The sequence below is a fragment of the Dokdonia sp. R78006 genome, assembly GCF_042466145.1.
In the GTDB taxonomy this organism is placed as follows: Bacteria; Bacteroidota; Bacteroidia; order Flavobacteriales; family Flavobacteriaceae; genus Dokdonia.
Genome location: NZ_JAXHBU010000001.1, coordinates 2,902,130 through 2,922,426, shown reverse-complemented (window position 1 = coordinate 2,922,426; position 20,297 = coordinate 2,902,130). Strand labels below are relative to the sequence as shown.

Annotated in this window: 17 protein-coding genes; 2 read left to right on the top strand and 15 right to left on the bottom strand. The window is 37.3% G+C overall.

Annotated features, from left to right (window positions below; genetic code table 11):
• Positions 1 to 41 precede the first annotated feature (41 nt).
• The 12 genes from SJY37_RS12955 to uvrA form a co-directional block, all read right to left on the bottom strand.
• Positions 42 to 167, bottom strand: coding sequence for a hypothetical protein (locus SJY37_RS12955; RefSeq protein WP_379953211.1), 126 nt, complete (start codon positions 165 to 167; stop codon positions 42 to 44).
• A 91-nt stretch (positions 168 to 258) separates the two neighbouring features.
• Positions 259 to 384: a hypothetical protein gene (locus tag SJY37_RS12950; RefSeq protein WP_298325228.1), complete on the bottom strand. Its 126-nt coding sequence runs from the start codon at positions 382 to 384 to the stop codon at positions 259 to 261.
• Positions 385 to 785: 401 nt separating this feature from the next.
• Positions 786 to 3,266: a M56 family metallopeptidase gene (locus SJY37_RS12945; RefSeq protein ID WP_379953210.1), complete on the bottom strand. Its 2,481-nt coding sequence runs from the start codon at positions 3,264 to 3,266 to the stop codon at positions 786 to 788.
• Between the two features lie 3 nt (positions 3,267 to 3,269).
• Complete coding sequence (locus tag SJY37_RS12940; protein WP_144784027.1) at positions 3,270 to 3,623, bottom strand: BlaI/MecI/CopY family transcriptional regulator; 354 nt, start codon at positions 3,621 to 3,623, stop codon at positions 3,270 to 3,272.
• A gap of 186 nt (positions 3,624 to 3,809) precedes the next feature.
• Positions 3,810 to 5,087 carry an amidohydrolase gene (locus SJY37_RS12935; protein WP_379953209.1) on the bottom strand — a complete coding sequence of 426 codons (1,278 nt, stop codon included), beginning with the start codon at positions 5,085 to 5,087 and terminating at the stop codon, positions 3,810 to 3,812.
• A 17-nt stretch (positions 5,088 to 5,104) separates the two neighbouring features.
• Positions 5,105 to 6,934, bottom strand: coding sequence for a Xaa-Pro dipeptidyl-peptidase (locus SJY37_RS12930; protein ID WP_379953208.1), 1,830 nt, complete (start codon positions 6,932 to 6,934; stop codon positions 5,105 to 5,107).
• 13 nt (positions 6,935 to 6,947) lie between these two features.
• On the bottom strand, positions 6,948 to 8,225 hold the full coding sequence (locus SJY37_RS12925) for an amidohydrolase (RefSeq protein ID WP_379953207.1): 1,278 nt from the start codon (positions 8,223 to 8,225) through the stop codon (positions 6,948 to 6,950).
• 39 nt (positions 8,226 to 8,264) lie between these two features.
• A complete protein-coding gene (locus SJY37_RS12920) occupies positions 8,265 to 9,584 on the bottom strand; it encodes a M28 family peptidase (RefSeq protein ID WP_379953365.1) in 1,320 nt (439 codons plus the stop codon).
• A gap of 192 nt (positions 9,585 to 9,776) precedes the next feature.
• Positions 9,777 to 10,571 (bottom strand): sugar-binding protein, encoded by a 795-nt coding sequence (locus tag SJY37_RS12915; RefSeq protein WP_379953206.1) that lies wholly within the window; start codon positions 10,569 to 10,571, stop codon positions 9,777 to 9,779.
• A gap of 24 nt (positions 10,572 to 10,595) precedes the next feature.
• On the bottom strand, positions 10,596 to 12,101 hold the full coding sequence (locus SJY37_RS12910) for a nuclear transport factor 2 family protein (RefSeq protein WP_379953205.1): 1,506 nt from the start codon (positions 12,099 to 12,101) through the stop codon (positions 10,596 to 10,598).
• Between the two features lie 53 nt (positions 12,102 to 12,154).
• Positions 12,155 to 12,994 carry a hypothetical protein gene (locus SJY37_RS12905; RefSeq protein ID WP_379953204.1) on the bottom strand — a complete coding sequence of 280 codons (840 nt, stop codon included), beginning with the start codon at positions 12,992 to 12,994 and terminating at the stop codon, positions 12,155 to 12,157.
• 45 nt (positions 12,995 to 13,039) lie between these two features.
• Entirely contained in the window at positions 13,040 to 15,835 is a 2,796-nt protein-coding gene (gene uvrA, locus SJY37_RS12900; RefSeq protein WP_379953203.1) for an excinuclease ABC subunit UvrA, read from the bottom strand.
• Positions 15,836 to 16,084: 249 nt separating this feature from the next.
• Here uvrA and SJY37_RS12895 point away from each other — a divergent pair, with 249 nt between their 5' ends.
• Positions 16,085 to 16,669, top strand: a complete 585-nt coding sequence (locus tag SJY37_RS12895; RefSeq protein WP_298325200.1) for an RNA polymerase sigma factor — start codon at positions 16,085 to 16,087, stop codon at positions 16,667 to 16,669.
• A 238-nt stretch (positions 16,670 to 16,907) separates the two neighbouring features.
• Here SJY37_RS12895 and nth read toward each other — a convergent pair whose 3' ends face one another.
• Positions 16,908 to 17,579 (bottom strand): endonuclease III, encoded by a 672-nt coding sequence (gene nth / locus SJY37_RS12890; protein ID WP_339845315.1) that lies wholly within the window; start codon positions 17,577 to 17,579, stop codon positions 16,908 to 16,910.
• 210 nt (positions 17,580 to 17,789) lie between these two features.
• On the opposite strand from nth, the gene bcp reads away from it, so the two are divergent.
• Complete coding sequence (gene bcp, locus SJY37_RS12885) at positions 17,790 to 18,245, top strand: thioredoxin-dependent thiol peroxidase (RefSeq protein ID WP_013752169.1); 456 nt, start codon at positions 17,790 to 17,792, stop codon at positions 18,243 to 18,245.
• Positions 18,246 to 18,320: 75 nt separating this feature from the next.
• Here bcp and SJY37_RS12880 read toward each other — a convergent pair whose 3' ends face one another.
• Positions 18,321 to 18,740 carry a hypothetical protein gene (locus SJY37_RS12880; RefSeq protein ID WP_379953202.1) on the bottom strand — a complete coding sequence of 140 codons (420 nt, stop codon included), beginning with the start codon at positions 18,738 to 18,740 and terminating at the stop codon, positions 18,321 to 18,323.
• Between the two features lie 5 nt (positions 18,741 to 18,745).
• A complete protein-coding gene (locus tag SJY37_RS12875) occupies positions 18,746 to 20,203 on the bottom strand; it encodes a TonB-dependent receptor (RefSeq protein ID WP_144784037.1) in 1,458 nt (485 codons plus the stop codon).
• Positions 20,204 to 20,297 lie beyond the last annotated feature (94 nt).

Genomic DNA, 20,297 nt, shown 5'->3' with positions numbered 1-20,297 from the left:
ATAGATGAATGATGAATGATGATTGATGAATGTCGGAGTGATTAATTCCCTAAATGTAAAAAGGTTGTGACTATATAAGAAATACTGAGGCTTACCATAAATACGGTATAGATTCCTAATACTTTATTTGTTTTTACTTGCGGCTTGTTGTTTGCTTGCGTTTTCATAATGGATGGTTTTTGATGGATTAGTAAAGATTGATGAATGCTGATTGATGAATGCTGATTGATGAATGCTGATTGATGAATGTCGGAGTGATTAATTCCCTAAATGTAAAAATGTGGTTACTATATAAGAGATACTGAGGCTCACCATAAAGATGGTATAGATTCCTAATACTTTGTTTGTTTTTACTTGCGGCTTGTTGTTTACTTGCGTTTTCATAATAGATGTTTTTGATTGTTACTAGATACGTTGTTTGTTATTGATGAAGCAAAGAAGTCACCTTAAGCGCAGTAAAACAAATTGAAAAGAAGTTTTTAATGAAATTAACGTGAATATTATAACTAGATTAATGACATAGATTAAAATGTGTAATCTCAATGTCTCCAAGTTGGTTAATATATGTTAGCCTTAATTATAATAATCATTCATTATGTAAGTTTTGTAGAGACTTTATGAGCCATTTAGAATTTTTGCAGACAAATTATGGCTCATTTTAACCGTATTAATCCGATTCCATCATTTTGGAGTGAATTTTCATAAGTAGTATTTGAAAAAAACAGCGCATAAAAAAAGTCCGCTTTCTGATTGAAAGCGGACTTTTACTCAAGATTAATTACCTTTTACTCTTTTGTTTCTATTACGACAACACCATTAACAGCCTCTTTACCGTAGAGTTCAATTGCTTTTTCCCCTTTATAGACTGTTAGAGTCAAAATATTATTAGGAGCCACATCCATTTCTTTCAGTTGGCTCACTGACATCTTTTTATCGTTAACATAATAGATAGCTTTATCAAGTGAGCTAGATTTAATAATTCCATCCTTAGGTGCCATATTCATTACTTCATCTTTGCTCTTATCATCTACTGTAAAGTAACCTTTTTCTAAAAGCCTTTTATAAAGTGGAGTGTCTTCTTTTATTTGTTTCCCCCATCGATCATAGAAACTCTTAGATCCTTCAGGACTAACAACAGAGTAGTAAGTTTTTTCGTCGAGTGTTACGTAGCGCATGTCTCTTTGTTGTCTGCTATTTTTATAGTTTTCCCTATCGCCTTTCAAATTCTCACGTCGCTCCTTCATTTGCATTTTCATGCTGTCACGGCGTGATAGCATATCTTGTCTCATAGAGTCTACCTGAGCTCTCCCTTCTAGATTTCTACGCTCTCCCATACGAGCGCGCATATCCTGCTTGCGAGCTTCCATATTTGTACGCATACTATCTCTAGTATTCATCGTAGTGTTACGTCGTTCTTCTAAGCTGGCTCTCCTGTTGTCATATGTATCTCTATTATTATTCTCCATATTTACATTACCCATGCCTGTACTACCGTTAGCATTGCGGTATATATAAATGTCATTGATAGGGTTAGAGCTCTTTAAGGTGTAATTTTTATTATTTCCATTTTCATCTCTAAGATCGATTGAAATTTTTTCTATTTCTTGATTTCTATTTCTCTTAATTCCACTTACTTTAAGAGCTACATTATGTTTATCCTTTAAAATTGCCGCAAGCGTTTTAATTTCTTGATCCGTGCTATTTTTCGTTATTACGAAATTGTAGGTTTCTTGTATTGATACCCTCGTTGTTAAGATTGTGTCGAGTTGAACATTGTTATCTAGCTTACGGATACTATCTTGAGTCTTAGCACCAAATTTCTTGACAGCTTGTGTAGGAGTTAGCGTTGTGATACTATCGGCAGTAAAACTCTTTTCTTTCTCTCGAACGATGTTATTATTTACAACTATTACCGGATTAGAACCTAGCGATTTATTTGTAACACTATCTTTTTTTATAGTGGTTTCTTTTGTTGCTGCAGTTATTTTATCATCTGCAATAGTTGTTTTATCTGGAGTAATGTTTATAAATGTGCCATCTTTTTGCTCCATCACGACAACCTCCTTTTCTGTATTAACCATAAGGCTATAGCCATCCCACTGTTTAATTTCTTTAGAATTAAAAGAAAGCTTATTTACAAAACCTTCCTCCTCGTCAAATTGTACCTGCAACGTAAAAGCTGATAAGTCATTTTCAGAGGTATAGCTTCTTTTTGAAAATTTGATTGCGACTTCTTTCCAATGGTCTGTGACATACTTTTCTATTCTGTCTAGTTTGTCATTTGTGGTCTCACGATCTATAAAGAAGACATCTCTTCCTTTATTAGTCGGATTTTTAGTTGTTTCCGCTTTCGCGAAAGCGGTATTGTCCTCTTCAACATAAGTGACTACTTCTTTTACATTAAAAGAATATAGAAAGAAAGAGACGAGCGGGATGATTAATCCCAGTTTCCAAAGATGGTGTTTACCTGATTGTGGTGTGTTGAGCATAACGATTCGTTTTTTGATAAATGATTGATAAAATTGATTAGTAAGCGCTGGTCGAATGGAGGGAGATGAAACCTTAACCAGTGTACGTTGATATTGCTGCGGATTATTAATGCGCTGGATAGCATGAGCATCTGCAATGTATTCTAAATTTTGTTCTAGACTCTGCTTATACAACCACGCCAGCGGATTGCACCAGTGAAGTGCTAATATAATTTGTGTGATTAGTATGTCTATGGAATGGCGTTGTCCTGCATGAATTTGCTCGTGAGCTAATATCATTTCGAGCTCTTCTAATGTATGAAGCTCGGGATTATATACGATATACGAGAAGAAGGAGAAGGGTGCTATATTATTTGTGACAGTTACATACGTGTATGCATTCCTTTGTACCACAGTTCCTGAAGAAATGAGACTTCTAAGTGAGAATAGTTGCATACCTAATCTAATACACATGACAATAACGCCTGCAATATATATAAGCAATGCTATTTGCCACCAATCAATTGTTGGCACCTCTGCTGTGGTTGCCGTAGGAAGATATTCAACTTGCGATAATGGAACTACATTTGCAGTATCAAACACTTGCTGTGAAGGCAATACGATTTCTGTAACTTGAGTAAATTCTAAAAAGGGTAGCGTGAGCGCTGCAATGATACCAGCAATGAGAAAATGCCTGTTTGCTGTAAAGAGCGTGTTTTTATGCAAGATGGAAATGTATATCACATAAAACAAGGATAGAATTCCAATACTTTTTGCTATTAAAATAAGGATTTCCATAAGTTACTTTTTTTCTATGATTGCTAAGATTTCCCTAAGCTCATCTGCAGAGATTTTTTCTTCTTTGGCAAAAAAGGAAACCATATTTTTATAAGAGTTCCCAAAAAACTTTTGACTCGTAGTTTCCATAAACTCTTTTCTATAAGCCTGAAGAGATACTACTGGAAAATATTGATGGGTCTTTCCAAACGCTTGGTAGCCCACATATCCTTTATCTGCGAGGTTACGCACAATGGTAGATATGGTATTGTAATGATTGCCTTCTGGCAAGCTAGCAACCACTTCTTTAACAAAAGCGCGCTCTAACTTCCATAATGCGTGCATTACTTCTTCTTCTTTATTTGTTAGTTTTTCCATGTATAGAATTGATTATCTAATGATTGATAATTCAAACTTACAACGAAAAGTATAGTTACACAACTATTTTTATAGTTATTTAACGAAATTTATAGTTTTCATTCATTTTTCACATAAAAAAAACGACAGTTAACACATTGGTTAACTGTCGTTAATATAATCTTTACCGTAATGATGGAGTAGGGGTTATTGCCCTAAATAGTCATGCGTAAGTTGTACAAATGTTTTTACTCCTAGCAGCATCCCGCTTTCATCAATGTAAAAATCTGGAGTGTGGTGAGGAAAAGCTTCTGTGCTTCCTGGTGTTTTACCTCCTAAAAAGAAATAAAGCCCTGGAACTTCTTTTTGAAAGAATGAAAAATCTTCGGCACCTGTAATGGCTTTTATCACAGAGACATTATCCTTACCAGCAGCTTTCTCAAGTGATGGAAGCATTTGTGCGGTAAGTGCTACGTCATTAAATGTGATAGGGTAGCCTTCAGGAATAGTTAACGTAGCTTCTGTACGATAGGCTGCAGCAATAGCAGGAATCATCTCCTTCATACGCTGGTTTATAAAAGCTTGCATATCATAGTCTAGCGTGCGTAATGTACCTACTATATGTACTTCTTCTGGGATAATATTACTTCGCACACCTGCATTAATCTGTCCTATAGATAATACAGCTGCTTCTTCTGTAAGTGGTATTTCTCTAGAGATAATAGTTTGCAATCCGTCTATAATTTTTACTGCTGCCATAATAGGATCACGGCTCGTCCATGGTGTAGAACCATGACTTTGCTTTCCTTTTACATGGATTTCAAAACTCTGGGAAGCTGCCATAATCCCTCCAGGTTTATAGGCGATGGTGTTTACATCTTGACCAGAACCTATATGCAGTCCGAAGATGGCATCTACATCTGGGTTTTTAAGAACATTTTCTTTTACCATAAGCTCGGCACCACCTTCTTCTCCCGGAGGAGCACCTTCCTCTGCTGGTTGAAAAATGAATTTTACCGTTCCCGCAAAATCATTATTTTTTGCAAGTACTTCGGCAACACCCATAAGGATTGCAATATGTGTATCATGCCCACAAGCGTGCATTACAGGCACAGGATTACCTTGATATTCACCCATCGCTGTAGATTTGAACGGTAGATCTGCGCGTTCCTTTACAGGTAGTGCATCTATATCTGCTCGCAAAGCAACTACTTTTCCTTTGCGTTTTCCTTCAAGAATTCCTACCACACCTGTTTTTGCAACTCCTGTCTGAACTTTAATCCCTAAAGACTTAAGGTGTTTTGCAATTTTATCGGCAGTATTGAATTCACGATTTCCTAATTCTGGGTTTTGGTGAAAATCTCTACGCCACTCGATGACTTTTGATTCTATAGCTGTAATTTCTTTATCTAGATTTGTTTGCGCTTTCGCGAAAGTGGTAAACAGTAAGACACTAGAAAATAATAAGGTTGTTGTATACTTCATTTATGGTAATGATATTATTAATTAATCGTTGTGCTGAAGGCCGTTTCTCCGCCTACAACTGGCAGTGTAAGTTTGGTTTTTAACAGATCTACAGTAAGTTCTGTTCCAGGATTAGGAAGTACTGTAAACTCGCTGTCACTAGAAAAAATCATCAAGCCTATTTGCTGTCCTTTTCTTATAATTTGATCATCTGGCATTAGGTCAAATGTCACTTCATAAAACTCATCTTTCTTAAGACGCTCACTCTTACGTATGGAGGCATAATTTTGAGGATCTGCCCATCCACGAGTGATGAGATTATCTGTTATTTTAATCCCTTTTCCTTCTTCATAAGGTAATGAAACAAGGTAGACGCTCAAGTTTGCTGCTTCCTTACTGCTAGATACAGTAATAGTCACTTTAGGTGTTCCAGAAATATGTAATTCATTCTTAAGAGTAGGAGTGAGGTACAATAATCTGTTTTGAGATGCAGAAGCTTTCATCATATCTTTAGCGCTCACAGAAGCATCGTCTACAAGTGTTTCCTTAGGTAGTTTCTTTGCTTTTTGGGTAGATAACGTTCCTGCTCCATTAGTGCTTTTTCCTAAGTATAATGTAATGTCCTTTGCCTCAGGATTTGGGTAGTTTGCATATGGTGTAGGTTGATCTCTAGCATCGTTTTCTCTAACAATTTGCGCTTTGGGATCATTTTCAACACCATTATCTATTCCGTGTAAATATTTTGTAAACCATCTGTTCATCATTTTCATAGGTGGCGGACCTCCATGACCATTCTGATGATAAAAAATCTGACTAGGGATTCCCATTTCTTGGGCTCTCTTGTAGATGCGGTAGCTATGTTCTGGCATTACATTCCAGTCATTAAAACCATGCGACATTAACAACGCTGCTTTCATAGGTTTCATATCATTAAGATAATCTCTACCTGCCCAGAAATCATTGTAATCTCCTGTTGCACGGTCCATCCCGTTTTTAAGCTCAATATCTCTCACAAGACTATCTGCATACGCTCTTTTAGATTCGTCTCCGCTATGTATAAAGTTGTATAGTACGTCAATATCTTCACCTAGATACCCTCCAGGAGAACGCACTAGTCCGTTAGACCTGTAGTAGTGATAATATGAGGTGTTAGGAGCTATAGGAATGATAGCTTCAAGACCATCAACTCCAGTTGTTGCAGCAGCTAGTGGCAGGGTTCCATTGTAAGATGTTCCGGTCATCCCAACTTTACCTGTAGACCAGAATGCTTTTACCTCTTCACTACTATCAATTTCTTTATAACCTTTTGCTCTACCATTAAGCCAGTCTATAACAGCTTTAGGTGCAAGAGATTCATTATCACCACCTACCGTAGGAGATCCTTCTGATAGTCCAGTCCCTGGAGAGGAGGAATGCACCACAATATAACCTCTAGGAATCCAAGTTTTAATCAGCGAATTTGAAATTACAGGACGTTTTCCTCTTCGTACAACCACTCCGTTTGCTATTGGTTTTTCTTGAGCTCCTATTTCATGCTTTACATCATAAAACAAGTTTGGATCATTTGCTGCAACACCTGCATAATAAGGGCTTGTCTCATAAATAACGGGCAGTTTTAGTCCGCTTTCGGTTTGTAGGGGTCTTGTCACATCTACGTGCATGCGATCTAGCTCTCCGTCGCCATCTGTGTCAAATTCTGTTTCAACCCATAAATCCTCTCGAATCCAAGTAGACGGTGTATCAAATGCAGGAACTATCTGCGCTTCTCCATCCTTGAATATCGGTTGGTCATTCTGTTGTGAATGTAAGGTGGTAGCCGCCATTGCAGCAACTGCATACGGCATTAATGTTTTAAAAAATGTCTTCATAGGGATCTAATTTTTATTTACCGTTTAAGTAGTCAATACTCATCTGGCTTAGTGCTTTAACGCCTAGTTGAAATCCAGCTTCATCAATCACAAAATCAGGTGTGTGATGAGGAAAAGCTTCAGTACTTCCAGCGGTCATACCGCCTAAAAAGAAATAGAAGCCAGGTACTTTCTCTTGGAAGAAAGAAAAGTCTTCTCCACCAGTTACCGCTTTCTGTAGCGATACATTTTCTGTACCACCTACTTGTTGTAAGGTAGGGAGCATTTGTGCAGTAAGATCAAGATCATTGTAAGTTACGACAGTCATGTTTTGCCAGTCTATCGTAGCCTCACCGCCATAAGCTTTTGCTATACCAGCAGCCATTTCGTCCATACGACGTATGATTTTTGTACGCATATCTGGATCCAGTGTGCGTACCGTTCCTATCATTTCTGCGCTTTCAGGAATAATATTAAATCGTGTTCCAGATGTAATCTTACCTACTGTAATTACTGCAGCTTCTTCCGTCAATTCACTCTCACGAGAGATAATACTCTGGAAACCATTGATAATCTGTGCAGATATTAAAATAGGATCCACTCCAGACCAAGGCTGACTACCATGAGATTGCTTTCCTTTTACATTTACTACAAAACGCTCTGTAGCTGCCATGGTGCCTCCTGGTTTATATTTTATAGTATTTACAGGGGTAGCACTATTAATATGTAAACCAAAAATAGCATCCACCTTAGGATTGTCTAGCACACCTTCTTTTACCATAAGTTTTGCACCGCCTTCTTCTCCTGGAGGTGGTCCTTCTTCTGATGGTTGAAAGATGAATTTTACAGAACCTTTGATTTTGTCTTTATTTTTAGATAGCACTTCTGCCACACCCATAAGAATAGCAGTGTGTGTATCATGACCACAAGCATGCATCACACCAGTTTCTGTTCCTAAAAATGAAGTAACTACCTCAGATTTAAAAGGAAGGTCATTACGTTCTGTAACGGGAAGGGCGTCTATATCTGCTCTTAAAGCAACTACTTTACCTGGAAGATCTCCTTTAAGTAATCCAACGACACCTGTTTTGGCAACTCCTGTTTGTACTTCAATTCCTAAAGATTCAAGGTGTTTTGCTATTTTCTCTGCAGTTTTGAATTCGCGATTTCCTAATTCAGGATTTTGATGAAAATCTCTGCGCCATTCTATGACCTTTTTTTCTACAGCTGCAATGTCTTTGTCAAAAGAGGTTTGCGCTTTCGCGAAAGCGGTACCAGCAATAAGGGCACTTAGTATTAATACTTTTTTCATAAGGTATATGTTGTGATGATTTAAAATCAATATGTATTGTTATCTAATAATCTGGCTCGGGAAAGCAACAGGACTTTCATGACCATCTTTACCTACAGCAGCAACACCAAAGAAAAAGTTATCAATCACAATCCCTTTTAATGTCGCCGAAGTTCCATCTGTAATCAATCGTGCATTATCCCAAGTAGGTGAAGTCGTATCTCTCCAGTACACTTTATAAGCTACTGCTCCTTCAACTTCATCCCATTGTAATCTCGCGTTTGCCTCTACAATACCACCAATGCCTACATTTTTAGGAGTAGGAGGTGCCCAAGCAATACTTGCAAGGTTAATCGCATTTACTGCGGTAAGCTTTGCGTTATATGGGAAGTTTACATGCTCAAATGTATCTCCGTAATTAATGCCATTTTCTGTACGTATATCTTGATGTTGTTGTGTGTAGTTTTCATGAGCTTCCATGATACGGATACCTGCAAAACCAGCGTCATTAAAAGGTCTGTGGTGACCACCACGACCAAAACGATCTAAACGATACACCATCATAGGGTTCATTTCTGGCATGTAGTCTTGTGTAGTTTTGTAAATAAATCTTGCTAGTTGGCGAGAGATTCCATCTACCTCACCACCATAAAAACGGCGAGCTCTGCGTTGCTGCTCTGTCTCTGTAGGAGGTACAGGCTCAGAGAAAATTCTAAACGTACGGTTATCAATAACACCATCTACACCTTCAATGTTACCTATCATGTCATTATTCATAATCCCGATGATTTCCCATCCTTTTTCTTTGGCATGGGCAGCAAGTCCTTTTCCACCATAAAGTCCTTGTTCTTCACCAGAAAGACCTACGTAGATAATGCTGTTCTCAAAAGAATATTTAGAAAGTACTCTTGCAGCTTCCATCGTTCCAGCCATTCCGCTCGCATTATCATTTGCTCCTGGCGCGTCATCCGTATAATTGTTAGGGTCAGATATACGACTGTCTATATCACCACTCATAATTACATAGCGATTAGGATATTTAGTTCCTTTTTGAACTGCCAGTACATTTACAACCATCACATCTTTTGTGATACGGTCATTATCACCTTTTTTTATAAGGTTACTTTGATAAAATACATCTAGACAGTTATTACAGTTTTGCGAAGTCTTTTCAAATTCGCTTTTTATCCATCTTCTCGCAGCTCCTATTCCTCTTGTGTTTGATACAGTATCACTTAATGTATGCCGTGTCCCAAAATCGGCTAATTTCTTTACATCTGCTCTCAAGCGATCTTCAGATACTGCATCTATAATTTCGTAGATTCTCTCATCGGTTTGTGCATTTGCTGTTACTACAGAAAAAAGTAGTGTAACCACCATAAAACCTAAGGTTATGGGTAGTCTTTTAGTAGCTCTAAATAGGGTAGAAGTATGCGTGTTTAACATTATAAAGTGTTTAATAAATTGTTATGTTTTAAAGATACTAAAACAATGTATGTGCTAGAAGTACGCTTTCGCGAAAGCAAAAAAAAATCCCAAACCTATGTTTGGGATTTTCACTGTCTTATTTTATTACTCTACTAGCTCTATGGTGCCAAAGATTCCAGCGTCTATCCAGCCTCTATTTTTATCTTCACCAGGTACAGCTACAGAACCTATAAAGTTCTCTCGTTCTGCACTGGTATCGTTATCACAATAAGCAAGCGCAAAACCTAGTCGCTGATTTACATCTAGAATTTTTGGTTCATTGACACCACCATCTTTGTAGGTATCATTATAAACGGTCATCTTACATTCCCAAATCATTGTATTTTCTCCTGTTTTTACAATCTTAGACTCCACGTGATTATTATACAGCGTAGGGACTTGACCAGGAGCTACGTCTACCACATTTCCATCTAGCGCTACATGGTAAGCAAAAGCATTGTGTGTAAACTGGTGCCCACCACCAGAATTATCTGCATCTATAAAGATCTCAAGACAATCATCATCCCACCATAATGTAAGCGGATCATCTTCCTTATCGTAAATAACATCATCTGTAATTTCAGCAATGATATATAAAGCCTCAGGCGTCCAAGTGAGTTTGTATTTTCCAGAGAAGTCCTCTGCTGTATAGTCTTCTCCTAACCATTTTTGATCAAGGGGTTGCCATGCTATATCTTGCCACGCAGGATCTATCGCTAGTCCGTCTAATTCTGGTGTGATGGTCGCCTTTGTCACTTGGCGTAATTGGTGATCTGTTTTTGAGTTGGGTATTTCTGAGGTGTCCTCAACGAGATCTGATGTTTTTTCTTGTTGATTTGGATTGTTCTTACAGCTCGATAATGAGAGCGTAGTGATACATATTGCCAAAAATAATTTCATAGTAATGCTATTAGTTGTTGTGATCTAAAGAAATGTAACTCTGTTGATTTTTCCATTCAAAACTTCATTGATTGCCACACCATACCATGTATTACCATTTGCAAATAGCTTTTCATGATCTATGGTTATGTTTCCTATTACGATTCTGTTATTAATAATGGCCTTGAGGTCAGGAAGCTGTGTAAACATATCTCCATAGGTCTTACTAATAACTGATCTTTCCGTAAGTTGTGGAACGGTGGGATAGCGGTATAACGCGATGCTATCTGTATACAAATCCATAAACCCTTCTATATCGCCCTCGTTATAATTCTTTAGCTGCTTGTCTACTGTAGGCTCTGGATCTGTTGCATCTCTATTATCTCTTATAAATGACATAGAAGCTATCTTGCCATTGCGTACTTCGTAAATAGTTGCCTGTTTATTAGTAACACCATTCCCTGTTACTTCCTCTTCATCAATAACTATATTACCCTTAATGATTCTGTTAAGCACAGCGACTTTTGATGTTGTCGTTTTCTTGAAATAAGCTTCATAATGATCACGCAGTGCATCTCTCCCTGTATAAAGTGTATCCTTAAAGAAATTGCGTACAACAACATCTTCAGTAAAAGAATCTGCAAAAGCATTTAAGTTCCTTTCATTAAAAGGCTTTAAATGTTTATCTACCGTTTTACCTGGGGAAACCTCTGAAACTACAGCAATTTGAGAGCCATCTGCAGCAATTGCAAAGCGTGAGATATTTTTTAAATCTTCATCATCAAAACTATAGAAAGATGTCCATTGCGCATTTTTCCTTTTTATAAATATGGTGTTTTCTTTTGCAGCAAGAAGACTCCCATCTGGCAACCAGGCGATATCTTCTACTCCGGGAATGAGCGCTGTGATTTCTTCAATCTTAAGTGAAGATGGATCAATGGATTTTACCACCCACGCATCTTCAGATTTATCTATAAAACTTACAAGATTTGTATTAGGTATTTTATGAAAAGACCTGCCTACAGCGATGCCAAGATCATTGCTGCGACCAGTTTTAATATTATGAATAACGAGGTGTAAATCATCTTCAACAATATCGGCAGAGACAATCGTTTGTGCATCTGCCCATGTGTAATAAGCAACCACTGCATCTTTTATGAGCATAGGAGTTTCCTCTTTTCTTGGAAGATAAGCGTACAGTCGCTGTAAACCGGTAGTGTCCAACCGTACTGCCGAAATACCACGTTTACCAACAATAAATTGAGGAGAATACTCGCCACCGCTTGTGGTTTTGTTAAATACTCGAGTTGTCCCTCGAGTGTATTGCATAATTTCTGTTTGCCCTTCCTGAGAACCGGCATATATAAGAATATCTTTTGCTAGAAATTGCGGCTGATTATCATATCCTTCACTATTACTTATATTCTTTCCATTAACAAGCGATGCCTTTGTGCCATCATTTATAATATCAAAAAGGTGAATCTCCGTATTGGTTTGTGCTGCTAGTGTGGTTGCGAGAAAACATAAAAGGTAACTGTGAAGTAGTTTCATAAATTGTAGTATTGAAGGTAGAAGTTATTACGCTTTCGCGAAAGCGTACTTATTTACATTTTTCTTGGTTTTGATGAGTCGTAGTCTTGATCAAGTTCGTCAACTACTTCCTCTTCACTTGAGTACGTTTTTGAAGTAGAATCATAGTTACCCTTTACTTCATTTTGATTAGTAATATCTGGTTCAAGACTGTTATAGGCATCTGTAGTATCGATATTTTTTGAAAAATAAGTAGTAGCAGTCATTTTATTCCAAACATGAACCCCTAGAAAATCACTGAGAATTACGGCATCTTGCTCTATGCTCTTACGATGGCCATGGTCGACCACATTATAACGAGTGCCATCTTCAAAAACGAGATTAATCTCGTAGCTAGTGTACGAACTTTTATCGCCACGAACTTTTTCAGGCAAGATTTGGAGTGCCTTTATGGCGTCTAGTTTAAAGGTATTTGCATCTTCTGAGATAGTAAGGCTTTTGATTTGTTGCTTTTTGCCTTTGTGAAAATATCCTGTAGACTTATTAAACGTAGTTATAGTGTGTAATTTTTTTAAAAGGAAGATGCCTACACCTATAAATACTAAAGGAAACAGTGCGAAAAATATTGATTCTATGCTAAAACCGTCATTAATAGTGGTTGTGATACCTACTCCAACAAATATGAGTGGAAATAGAATAAATATCCCGCTAAAAATTTTACCGAAGGATGAGGCCTTATAGCGCAACTCACTATCTGAAACCACTTCTAGTGTTTTGGTTTTAAAATTTGCACCACCGCCAGCCTTTGGAGACCAGCTTGTCTTTGAGGCAAGCTCATGGTTAAATACCGAAGGATCAAATACCGGAGTACTCGTAGATTGTACAAGGTTTTTAAAAAACGAAGAAAGTCCCATTGTACTAAAATAGGACTTTCGATAGAATAATATGTTTGGGAATGACTAGAGTTTTTCTTTCAGGTATTTTCCTGTAAAGGACTTCTTGTTTTTTGCTACCTCTTCCGGAGTTCCAGAAGCGACTAGAATACCTCCGTTTTTTCCACCTTCTGGCCCCATATCAATAACATGGTCTGCGCATTTTACAAGATCCATGTTGTGTTCTACCACAATAATAGAGTGACCTTTTGCAATAAGTGCCTCAAAGGAAGCTAAGAGCTTTTTAATATCATGAAAATGTAAACCTGTTGTAGGTTCATCAAAAATGAATAGAGTTTTATCTTTTGTAGTTCCTTTTACTAAGAAACTTGCGAGTTTAATACGCTGTGCTTCACCACCAGATAGGGTAGAGGAGCTTTGACCTAGCGTTACATATCCTAGACCTACATCTTGTAAAGGTTTAAGCTTGCGAGTAATTTTTGCCTCATTATGTGTTGTAAAAAATGCCACGGCATCATCAATAGTCATGGTGAGAATATCATCAATATTCTTATCGTTGAATTGTACCTCGAGTACCTCTTTCTTAAAGCGCTTGCCCTTACAAGTTTCACATTCTAAGTGCACATCTGCCATGAATTGCATCTCAATGGTTACTTCACCTTCACCTTTACAAGTCTCACATCTCCCGCCATCTACGTTAAAAGAAAAGTGCTTTGCCTTATAGTTTCTTATTTTGCTAAGCTTCTGACTTTCAAATAATTTACGAATATCATCGTAAGCTTTAATATAAGTCACAGGATTTGATCTAGAAGACCTCCCAATTGGGTTTTGATCTACAAATTCTATAGTTTTAATGTTCTCGTAGTTTCCTTTGAGCTCCGTAAATTGGCCTGCTTTTTCACCATAGCCGCCTATTGCCTTTAGCATGGCTGGGTATAATATTTTTCTAACTAAGGTAGATTTTCCACTTCCAGAAACACCAGTTACTGCGGTAAAAACACCTAGTGGAAAACGTACGTTTACGTTCTGTAAGTTGTTTTCACGAGCGCCAATAACTTCGGCATAATATTTTGAAGTTCTACGCTTCTTAGGAACTTCAATTTCTAATGTTCCGTTAAGGTATCCTGCTGTTAAAGAATCGCTTTTTAAAATCTCATCATAATCACCTACGGCAACCACATCTCCTCCAAAGGTTCCTGCTTCTGGGCCAATATCAATGATAAAATCTGCTTTTTTCATGATATCCTCGTCATGTTCTACAACGATAACGGTATTACCGAGATCACGTAGCGATTGTAGCACCTCAATGAGCTTTTCTGTGTCTTTAGGGTGTAAACCTATACTTGGCTCATCAAGAATATACATAGAGCCTACAAGACTGCTTCCAAGAGATGTTGCAAGATTGATACGTTGCGACTCACCACCAGAGAGTGTATTTGACTTTCTGTTGAGCGTAAGGTAGTTGAGTCCTACTTTGTCTAGAAAGCTAAGTCTACTTGTGATCTCTGTAAGTAATCTTTTTGCAACCGTAGTATCATACTCATTAAGCGTTAAGCTCTTAAAGAAAGCTGCGACTTCGTCTAGTGGTAGCTCTACTAAATCTACAATATTTTCACCACCTATTTTTACATAAGTTGCTTCAGGGCGTAGGCGTTTTCCTTTGCAGGTATTACACTTTGTTTTACCGCGATAGCGCGATAACATTACTCTGTTCTGAATTTTATATGCCTTAGACTCTAAGAATTTAAAGAACTTATTGAGCCCATCAAATTCTTTATTTCCGTCCCAAACAAGCTGTTGTTGTTCTGGAGTTAACTCAAACCAAGGCTTATGGATAGGAAAATCAAATTTATAAGCACGATTAACTAGCTGATCGCGATAGTGGCTCATGCTATCACCACGCCATGGGAATACGGCGTTCTCGTAGATTGATAGTCCAGTATTAGGTACTACAAGATCTTCATCTATTCCTATTACATCACCATAACCTTCGCAAGTAGGGCATGCACCGTAAGGATTGTTAAAGGAGAATAAGTGAACATTAGGTTCTAAAAAAGTAATTCCATCAAGCTCAAATTTATTTGAAAACTGGCGGCGAGAATTATCTGCAAGCTTTTCTATAAAAAGTTCGCCCTTTCCTTCAAAAAAAGCCGTCTGTACAGCATCTGAAAGTCGGTTTATAAAATCTTCATCTTCTGGATTATTAATAATCCTATCTACAACGAGTAGTACATCTTTGGCTTTGAGTTTGCTTCCTATTTCGGCAACTTCATCAAGGCGTTTTACTTCGCCTTTTACTTGTATACGAGCATATCCTTGTTGCAATAATGCTTGCAGTTTAGATTCTATTTTTCTTCCTTTTTCTAGATGAATAGGAGCGAGTAGGAGGAGTTTTTCTCTTTTCGCGAAAGCGGAAACATGAGCAACCACATCTGATACCGTATCCTTTTTAACTTCATTTCCAGAAACAGGAGAATATGTCTTACCTATACGGGCAAAAAGTAGTTTTAAATAATCGTAAATCTCCGTAGATGTACCTACTGTAGATCGTGGGTTTGTGCTATTTACCTTCTGCTCAATGGCAATGGCAGGAGCAATTCCTTTTATATAATCTACCTTAGGTTTATCAAGTCTGCCCAAGAACTGGCGAGCGTAGGAGGAGAGGCTCTCCACATACCTGCGCTGTCCCTCTGCATAAAGGGTATCAAAAGCCAGAGAAGATTTACCAGATCCAGAAAGTCCCGTAATAACAACGAGCTTGTTACGAGGGATTACTGCATTTATATTTTTAAGATTGTGCAGTTTGGCACCCTTAATGATAATATTCTTCTTAGGATTTACATCCTTAACGTCTATAAGCATCGCAATTCTTTAGTTCTATTACAAAGATACCGAAAGTGCATTGCTATTGAAACCAAGTGCTAGTCGCATTTTGAACGTTATTTTTAATTTATTGTGCAAAATGAATGTTTTTTTGCAAATGTTAACAGATTTATTATATATTTACCGAAATATTCACTAACACATACTCTGCGTATAGCATAATACTACTTTATAAAATTTTGGGCTAAGGGAATTCCCCTTGCAATTTTAACCTACAAAGTAGTACTTATGAAAAGTGTATTAATAGACGATGCTACGCTCGTTAGCAATTACATCAAAGGAGACGAACAATCACTAGCTATGCTCATTGCGAGACATAAGCAACGTATATATAGTTTTATATACTCGAAGGTGTACGATCGCGATATCTCTGAAGATATTTTTCAAGACACTTTTATTAAAGTTATCAAGACGCTCAAGAAGGGCAAGTATAATGAGGAAGGTAAATTTTTACCATGGACGATGCGTATTGCGCACAACTTGGTGATAGACCACTTCCGTCGTAATAATAGGATGCCTAAGTTTGATAACGCAGGTGAGTTTTCTATATTTTCTGTTTTGAGCGATAATAGCCTCAATGCCGAAAAGCAAATGGTGCGAGATCAAGTAAACAGAGATGTTAAGCGTATTATTGAAGAGCTTCCAGAAGATCAGAAAGAAGTACTCAAAATGCGTATTTATCAAGAGATGAGCTTTAAAGAAATTTCTGAGCGTACAGGTGTGAGCATCAATACTGCCTTAGGTAGAATGCGTTATGCACTTATCAATATGAGAAAAGTAATTGATACCAATAATATAATTCTAACAGATTAATATAATATGCGGTACATATTTGCGTTCTTAATAAGAATCAAACAAAAACCGCATGGCAAAAACTTACACTACACCCTCGTCAGGTCATAATAAGACGAACCAATTTGAACCGAAACAAGAGACTGTAGATTTTCTCTTGAATTTTTCTAAGGCTTTAAGTGTTATGCATTATAAATCGATGAAGTTTGAAGCATTCATCAACTAAACTTTGATAAAACCTCGACCAGTCATCGAGGTTTTATTTTTTCTTCCTTTTTGCCATCATCTTCTCATAGTCGGCTATTACTGTTTTACGACCTATGGTTTTTGTGATGATATCTTTTTCTAGATCCCAGCCTCTTGCAGGTGAGTACTGGCGTCCATACCATATAATTTGTAAGTGAAGATCATTCCACACATGTTCTGGAAATAAACGCTTTGCATCTTTTTCTGTTTGTACCACATTCTTACCATTTGTAAAACCCCAGCGATACATTAATCTATGTATGTGAGTATCTACAGGAAATGCAGGAATGCCAAATGCTTGAGACACCACAACACTTGCCGTCTTATGACCCACCGCAGGAAACTCTGTAAGTTTCTCAATGCTGGCAGGCACCACACCATTATACTTATCTATAAGCATATGTGATAAGCCATGAATTCCTTTTGCTTTCATAGGTGAGAGTCCTACTGGTTTTATGATATCTCTAATATCTTCAACCGTAAGTTTAATCATGTCATAAGGATTATCTGCCACTTCAAATAGGAGGGGAGTGATTTGATTAACCCTAACATCTGTGCTCTGAGCACTCATTAACACGGCGATAAGAAGTGTATACGGATCTTTGTGATCTAATGGAATAGGTATCTGAGGATATAATTCTTGTAATGTTTTTATCGTGAAGTCTACCTTTTCTTGTTTAGTCATATGGTGTGCATAATTATTCTTTATGGTGTAATCCATAAAGCTTAAACGTATTCCTTTATTGTAATTGCTAGAACTCGTAACTTTATAATTCCATGCTTTCACTAGATGTGATAGTTTACGCTTTCGCGAAAGCATAGAATTGCTATGTAAAGATAATTAACTAGTGCCAATGATGGATGAGATTTCCAGCATTGCCAAAACGAAACACAGATGAACACATTAAAAGTGGGCGATAAAGTCCCAGATTTTACAACAACAGATCAAGATGGAAACGAAGTAACACTTGCGAGTTTTAAAGGTAAGAAACTTATCGTTTTCTTTTACCCGAAAGCAAGTACACCAGGTTGTACCGCAGAGGCTTGTAATTTAAGAGATAACTACAAGGAATTACAGGCGCAAGGATATCACTTACTGGGAGTGAGCGCAGATTCTCAAAAACGCCAGAAGAATTTTGCAACTAAATATGAGTTTCCCTTCCAGCTACTAGCAGATGAGGACAAAACAGTCATCAACGCCTTTGGTGTTTGGGGACTTAAGAAATTCATGGGTAAGGAATATGACGGTATTCACCGTATGACTTTTAAAGTTGATGAAGAAGGTGTCGTGAGCGATGTGATACAAAAAGTAAAAACTAAAGACCACGCAGCACAATTGCTTGACGCGTAGTGTTGTGAACTTAGTAAAAGTATAAAGGGCGATACATTTAATGTATCGCCCTTTGTTTTATAAGTATTTGTGTAATTATTGCTTTTCATAAACCAGTAAAGGACCATCACACATCATCCAGCTATTCTGAAGTTTACCATCCTTACGTAGTAGCAACTCTTCATTATCATTTCCAGTACAACTGCCTACTATTTGCAAAGCTTCTGTGTATTTTAATGAATAAAAAATACCTTCACTAGTTTCTTTTGTAGTGTATGTTCCAGAGGCTTCTATAGTAGACGCATCTTTAGTTTGCTGCTTTGTAAATGTCATTTCTGGAGTAAAAACATAAGTCTGGCTCATAGAAAGCTCAGCTTCTTGGTCTGATGGGGATACCATACCGGCAGTCATCTCAACAAGTTGCCAGGTTTCTCCTTTTATGTCGCTTGTAGTAATCTTACCTCCGCAAGCGGATACAAGAAATAGGAAAGAGATACCAGCTATGTAATTAATCACATTCATTATTTTTTGGCTTCTAGAAGTGCTTGAGATTGATACCCAAAAAGATTACGAGACTTAATAAGCTCTGCAACTCCCTCTGGAAGCATACCTTCCCAACCTTTTTCACCGTCAGAAATCATTCTTAAAACTTCTCTAGAGAAGATATCTGTGATTTCTGGGTCGTAATTTTCAATGTCAAGTACTTTTCCATTGAGTTTAAAGAACTTATAAAGCTCTTTCATACGTGGATGTACTTTTAAATTATCGCTATTAGTGTATTCTCCTGTTTTTGGATCTTTCATAGGGTATAAGAATACCTTAAGATCTTTAAAGAATAATTTACCGAATGCTTCTAGAATACCTCCACTTAAGTGACGGTAATAGCTAGTGTCAAAGATGTCAATTAGGTTATTTACACCCATAACCAGCCCCATACGCTCCTTAGTATAGTTTGAGAAGTACTCAACAACACGGTAATATTCTTTAAAGTTTGAAATCATTACTGTCTGTCCAAGAGAACCTAATAATCGAGCTCTTGCCATGAAATCTTCCTCATCAATATCACCTTCGGCGCGAAGGTTAGACAGTGTGATTTCAAAAATAGCTTCTGTCTTTTTCTCGTTCACACGATTTGCCTCTACAAACATTTTATATGCTTTTTCAAACATATCCATGTTTACCTTAGTTACAGGACGGAAACTACCGCGCAGTGCAAGTACGTTTTTCTTATATAGTAATGCTGCTGGAAGGATGTTATTTCCTTTTGCGTCAAACATTACGGCCTCCGTCATTCCGTTTTTAACAAGCTGTAAACTCATTAAGCGGTTATCTACGTGCTCAAATTGAGGTCCAGAGAAGTTTATAGTATCAATCTCTATCTGATCTTGATCGATGTGATCATAAAGATAGCGAAGTAAGTTCTTAGGGTTATCATGCTTATAAAAAGCACCATAAATTAGGTTTACACCTAATGTTCCTAGGGTAAGCTGTTGTAAACGAGCATCATTTTCATGAAAACGAACGTGTAGTATAATCTCGTTAAATTCACCTTCTGGAGTAATCTGGAATCTAATTCCTACCCATCCGTGACCTTTATATTTTTTTGCAAAATCTATGGTAGCTACCGTGTTTGCGTATGTAAAGAAGATTTTATCTGGCTGCTTGTAGCGTGAGATACGATCTTCAATGAGTTTCATTTCATGCGAAAGCATTTTCTTAAGACGCTTTTCTGTTACATAACGACCATCATCTTCCACACCATAAATAGCGTCAGAGAAGTCTTTATCATATGCACTCATTGCCTTTGCTATGGTACCACTTGCACCACCTGCTCTAAAAAAATGACGAACAGTTTCTTGTCCAGCACCTATTTCGGCAAAAGTTCCATATATGTTTGCGTTGAGATTTACGCGAAGTACCTTATTCTTGAGAGGAGGTACTTTTTCAAAGTCTTTGTCTCCTAAAATTTTAACAGCCATAGTGTGTTTTTATCCATTAATTAATGGTCACTCAAAGATACTAAAAGGTTGTAGTAGCCAAAAAAATAACTGTATTTTTGTTACACAATTAACG

Bases quoted from the DNA above. Each gene is read 5' to 3' on its own strand.
- nth (WP_339845315.1), bottom strand. From the start codon at position 17,579: ATGACTAAACAAGAAAAGGTAGACTTCACGATAAAAACATTACAAGAA.
- SJY37_RS12950 (WP_298325228.1), bottom strand. From the start codon at position 384: ATGAAAACGCAAGTAAACAACAAGCCGCAAGTAAAAACAAACAAAGTA.
- SJY37_RS12915 (WP_379953206.1), bottom strand. From the start codon at position 10,571: ATGAAATTATTTTTGGCAATATGTATCACTACGCTCTCATTATCGAGC.
- SJY37_RS12935 (WP_379953209.1), bottom strand. From the start codon at position 5,087: ATGAAGTATACAACAACCTTATTATTTTCTAGTGTCTTACTGTTTACC.
- SJY37_RS12905 (WP_379953204.1), bottom strand. From the start codon at position 12,994: ATGGGACTTTCTTCGTTTTTTAAAAACCTTGTACAATCTACGAGTACT.
- bcp (WP_013752169.1), top strand. From the start codon at position 17,790: ATGAACACATTAAAAGTGGGCGATAAAGTCCCAGATTTTACAACAACA.
- SJY37_RS12910 (WP_379953205.1), bottom strand. From the start codon at position 12,101: ATGAAACTACTTCACAGTTACCTTTTATGTTTTCTCGCAACCACACTA.
- SJY37_RS12925 (WP_379953207.1), bottom strand. From the start codon at position 8,225: ATGAAAAAAGTATTAATACTAAGTGCCCTTATTGCTGGTACCGCTTTC.
- uvrA (WP_379953203.1), bottom strand. From the start codon at position 15,835: ATGCTTATAGACGTTAAGGATGTAAATCCTAAGAAGAATATTATCATT.
- SJY37_RS12875 (WP_144784037.1), bottom strand. From the start codon at position 20,203: ATGGCTGTTAAAATTTTAGGAGACAAAGACTTTGAAAAAGTACCTCCT.
- SJY37_RS12930 (WP_379953208.1), bottom strand. From the start codon at position 6,934: ATGAAGACATTTTTTAAAACATTAATGCCGTATGCAGTTGCTGCAATG.
- SJY37_RS12940 (WP_144784027.1), bottom strand. From the start codon at position 3,623: ATGGAAAAACTAACAAATAAAGAAGAAGAAGTAATGCACGCATTATGG.
- SJY37_RS12920 (WP_379953365.1), bottom strand. From the start codon at position 9,584: ATGGTGGTTACACTACTTTTTTCTGTAGTAACAGCAAATGCACAAACC.
- SJY37_RS12895 (WP_298325200.1), top strand. From the start codon at position 16,085: ATGAAAAGTGTATTAATAGACGATGCTACGCTCGTTAGCAATTACATC.
- SJY37_RS12955 (WP_379953211.1), bottom strand. From the start codon at position 167: ATGAAAACGCAAGCAAACAACAAGCCGCAAGTAAAAACAAATAAAGTA.
- SJY37_RS12945 (WP_379953210.1), bottom strand. From the start codon at position 3,266: ATGGAAATCCTTATTTTAATAGCAAAAAGTATTGGAATTCTATCCTTG.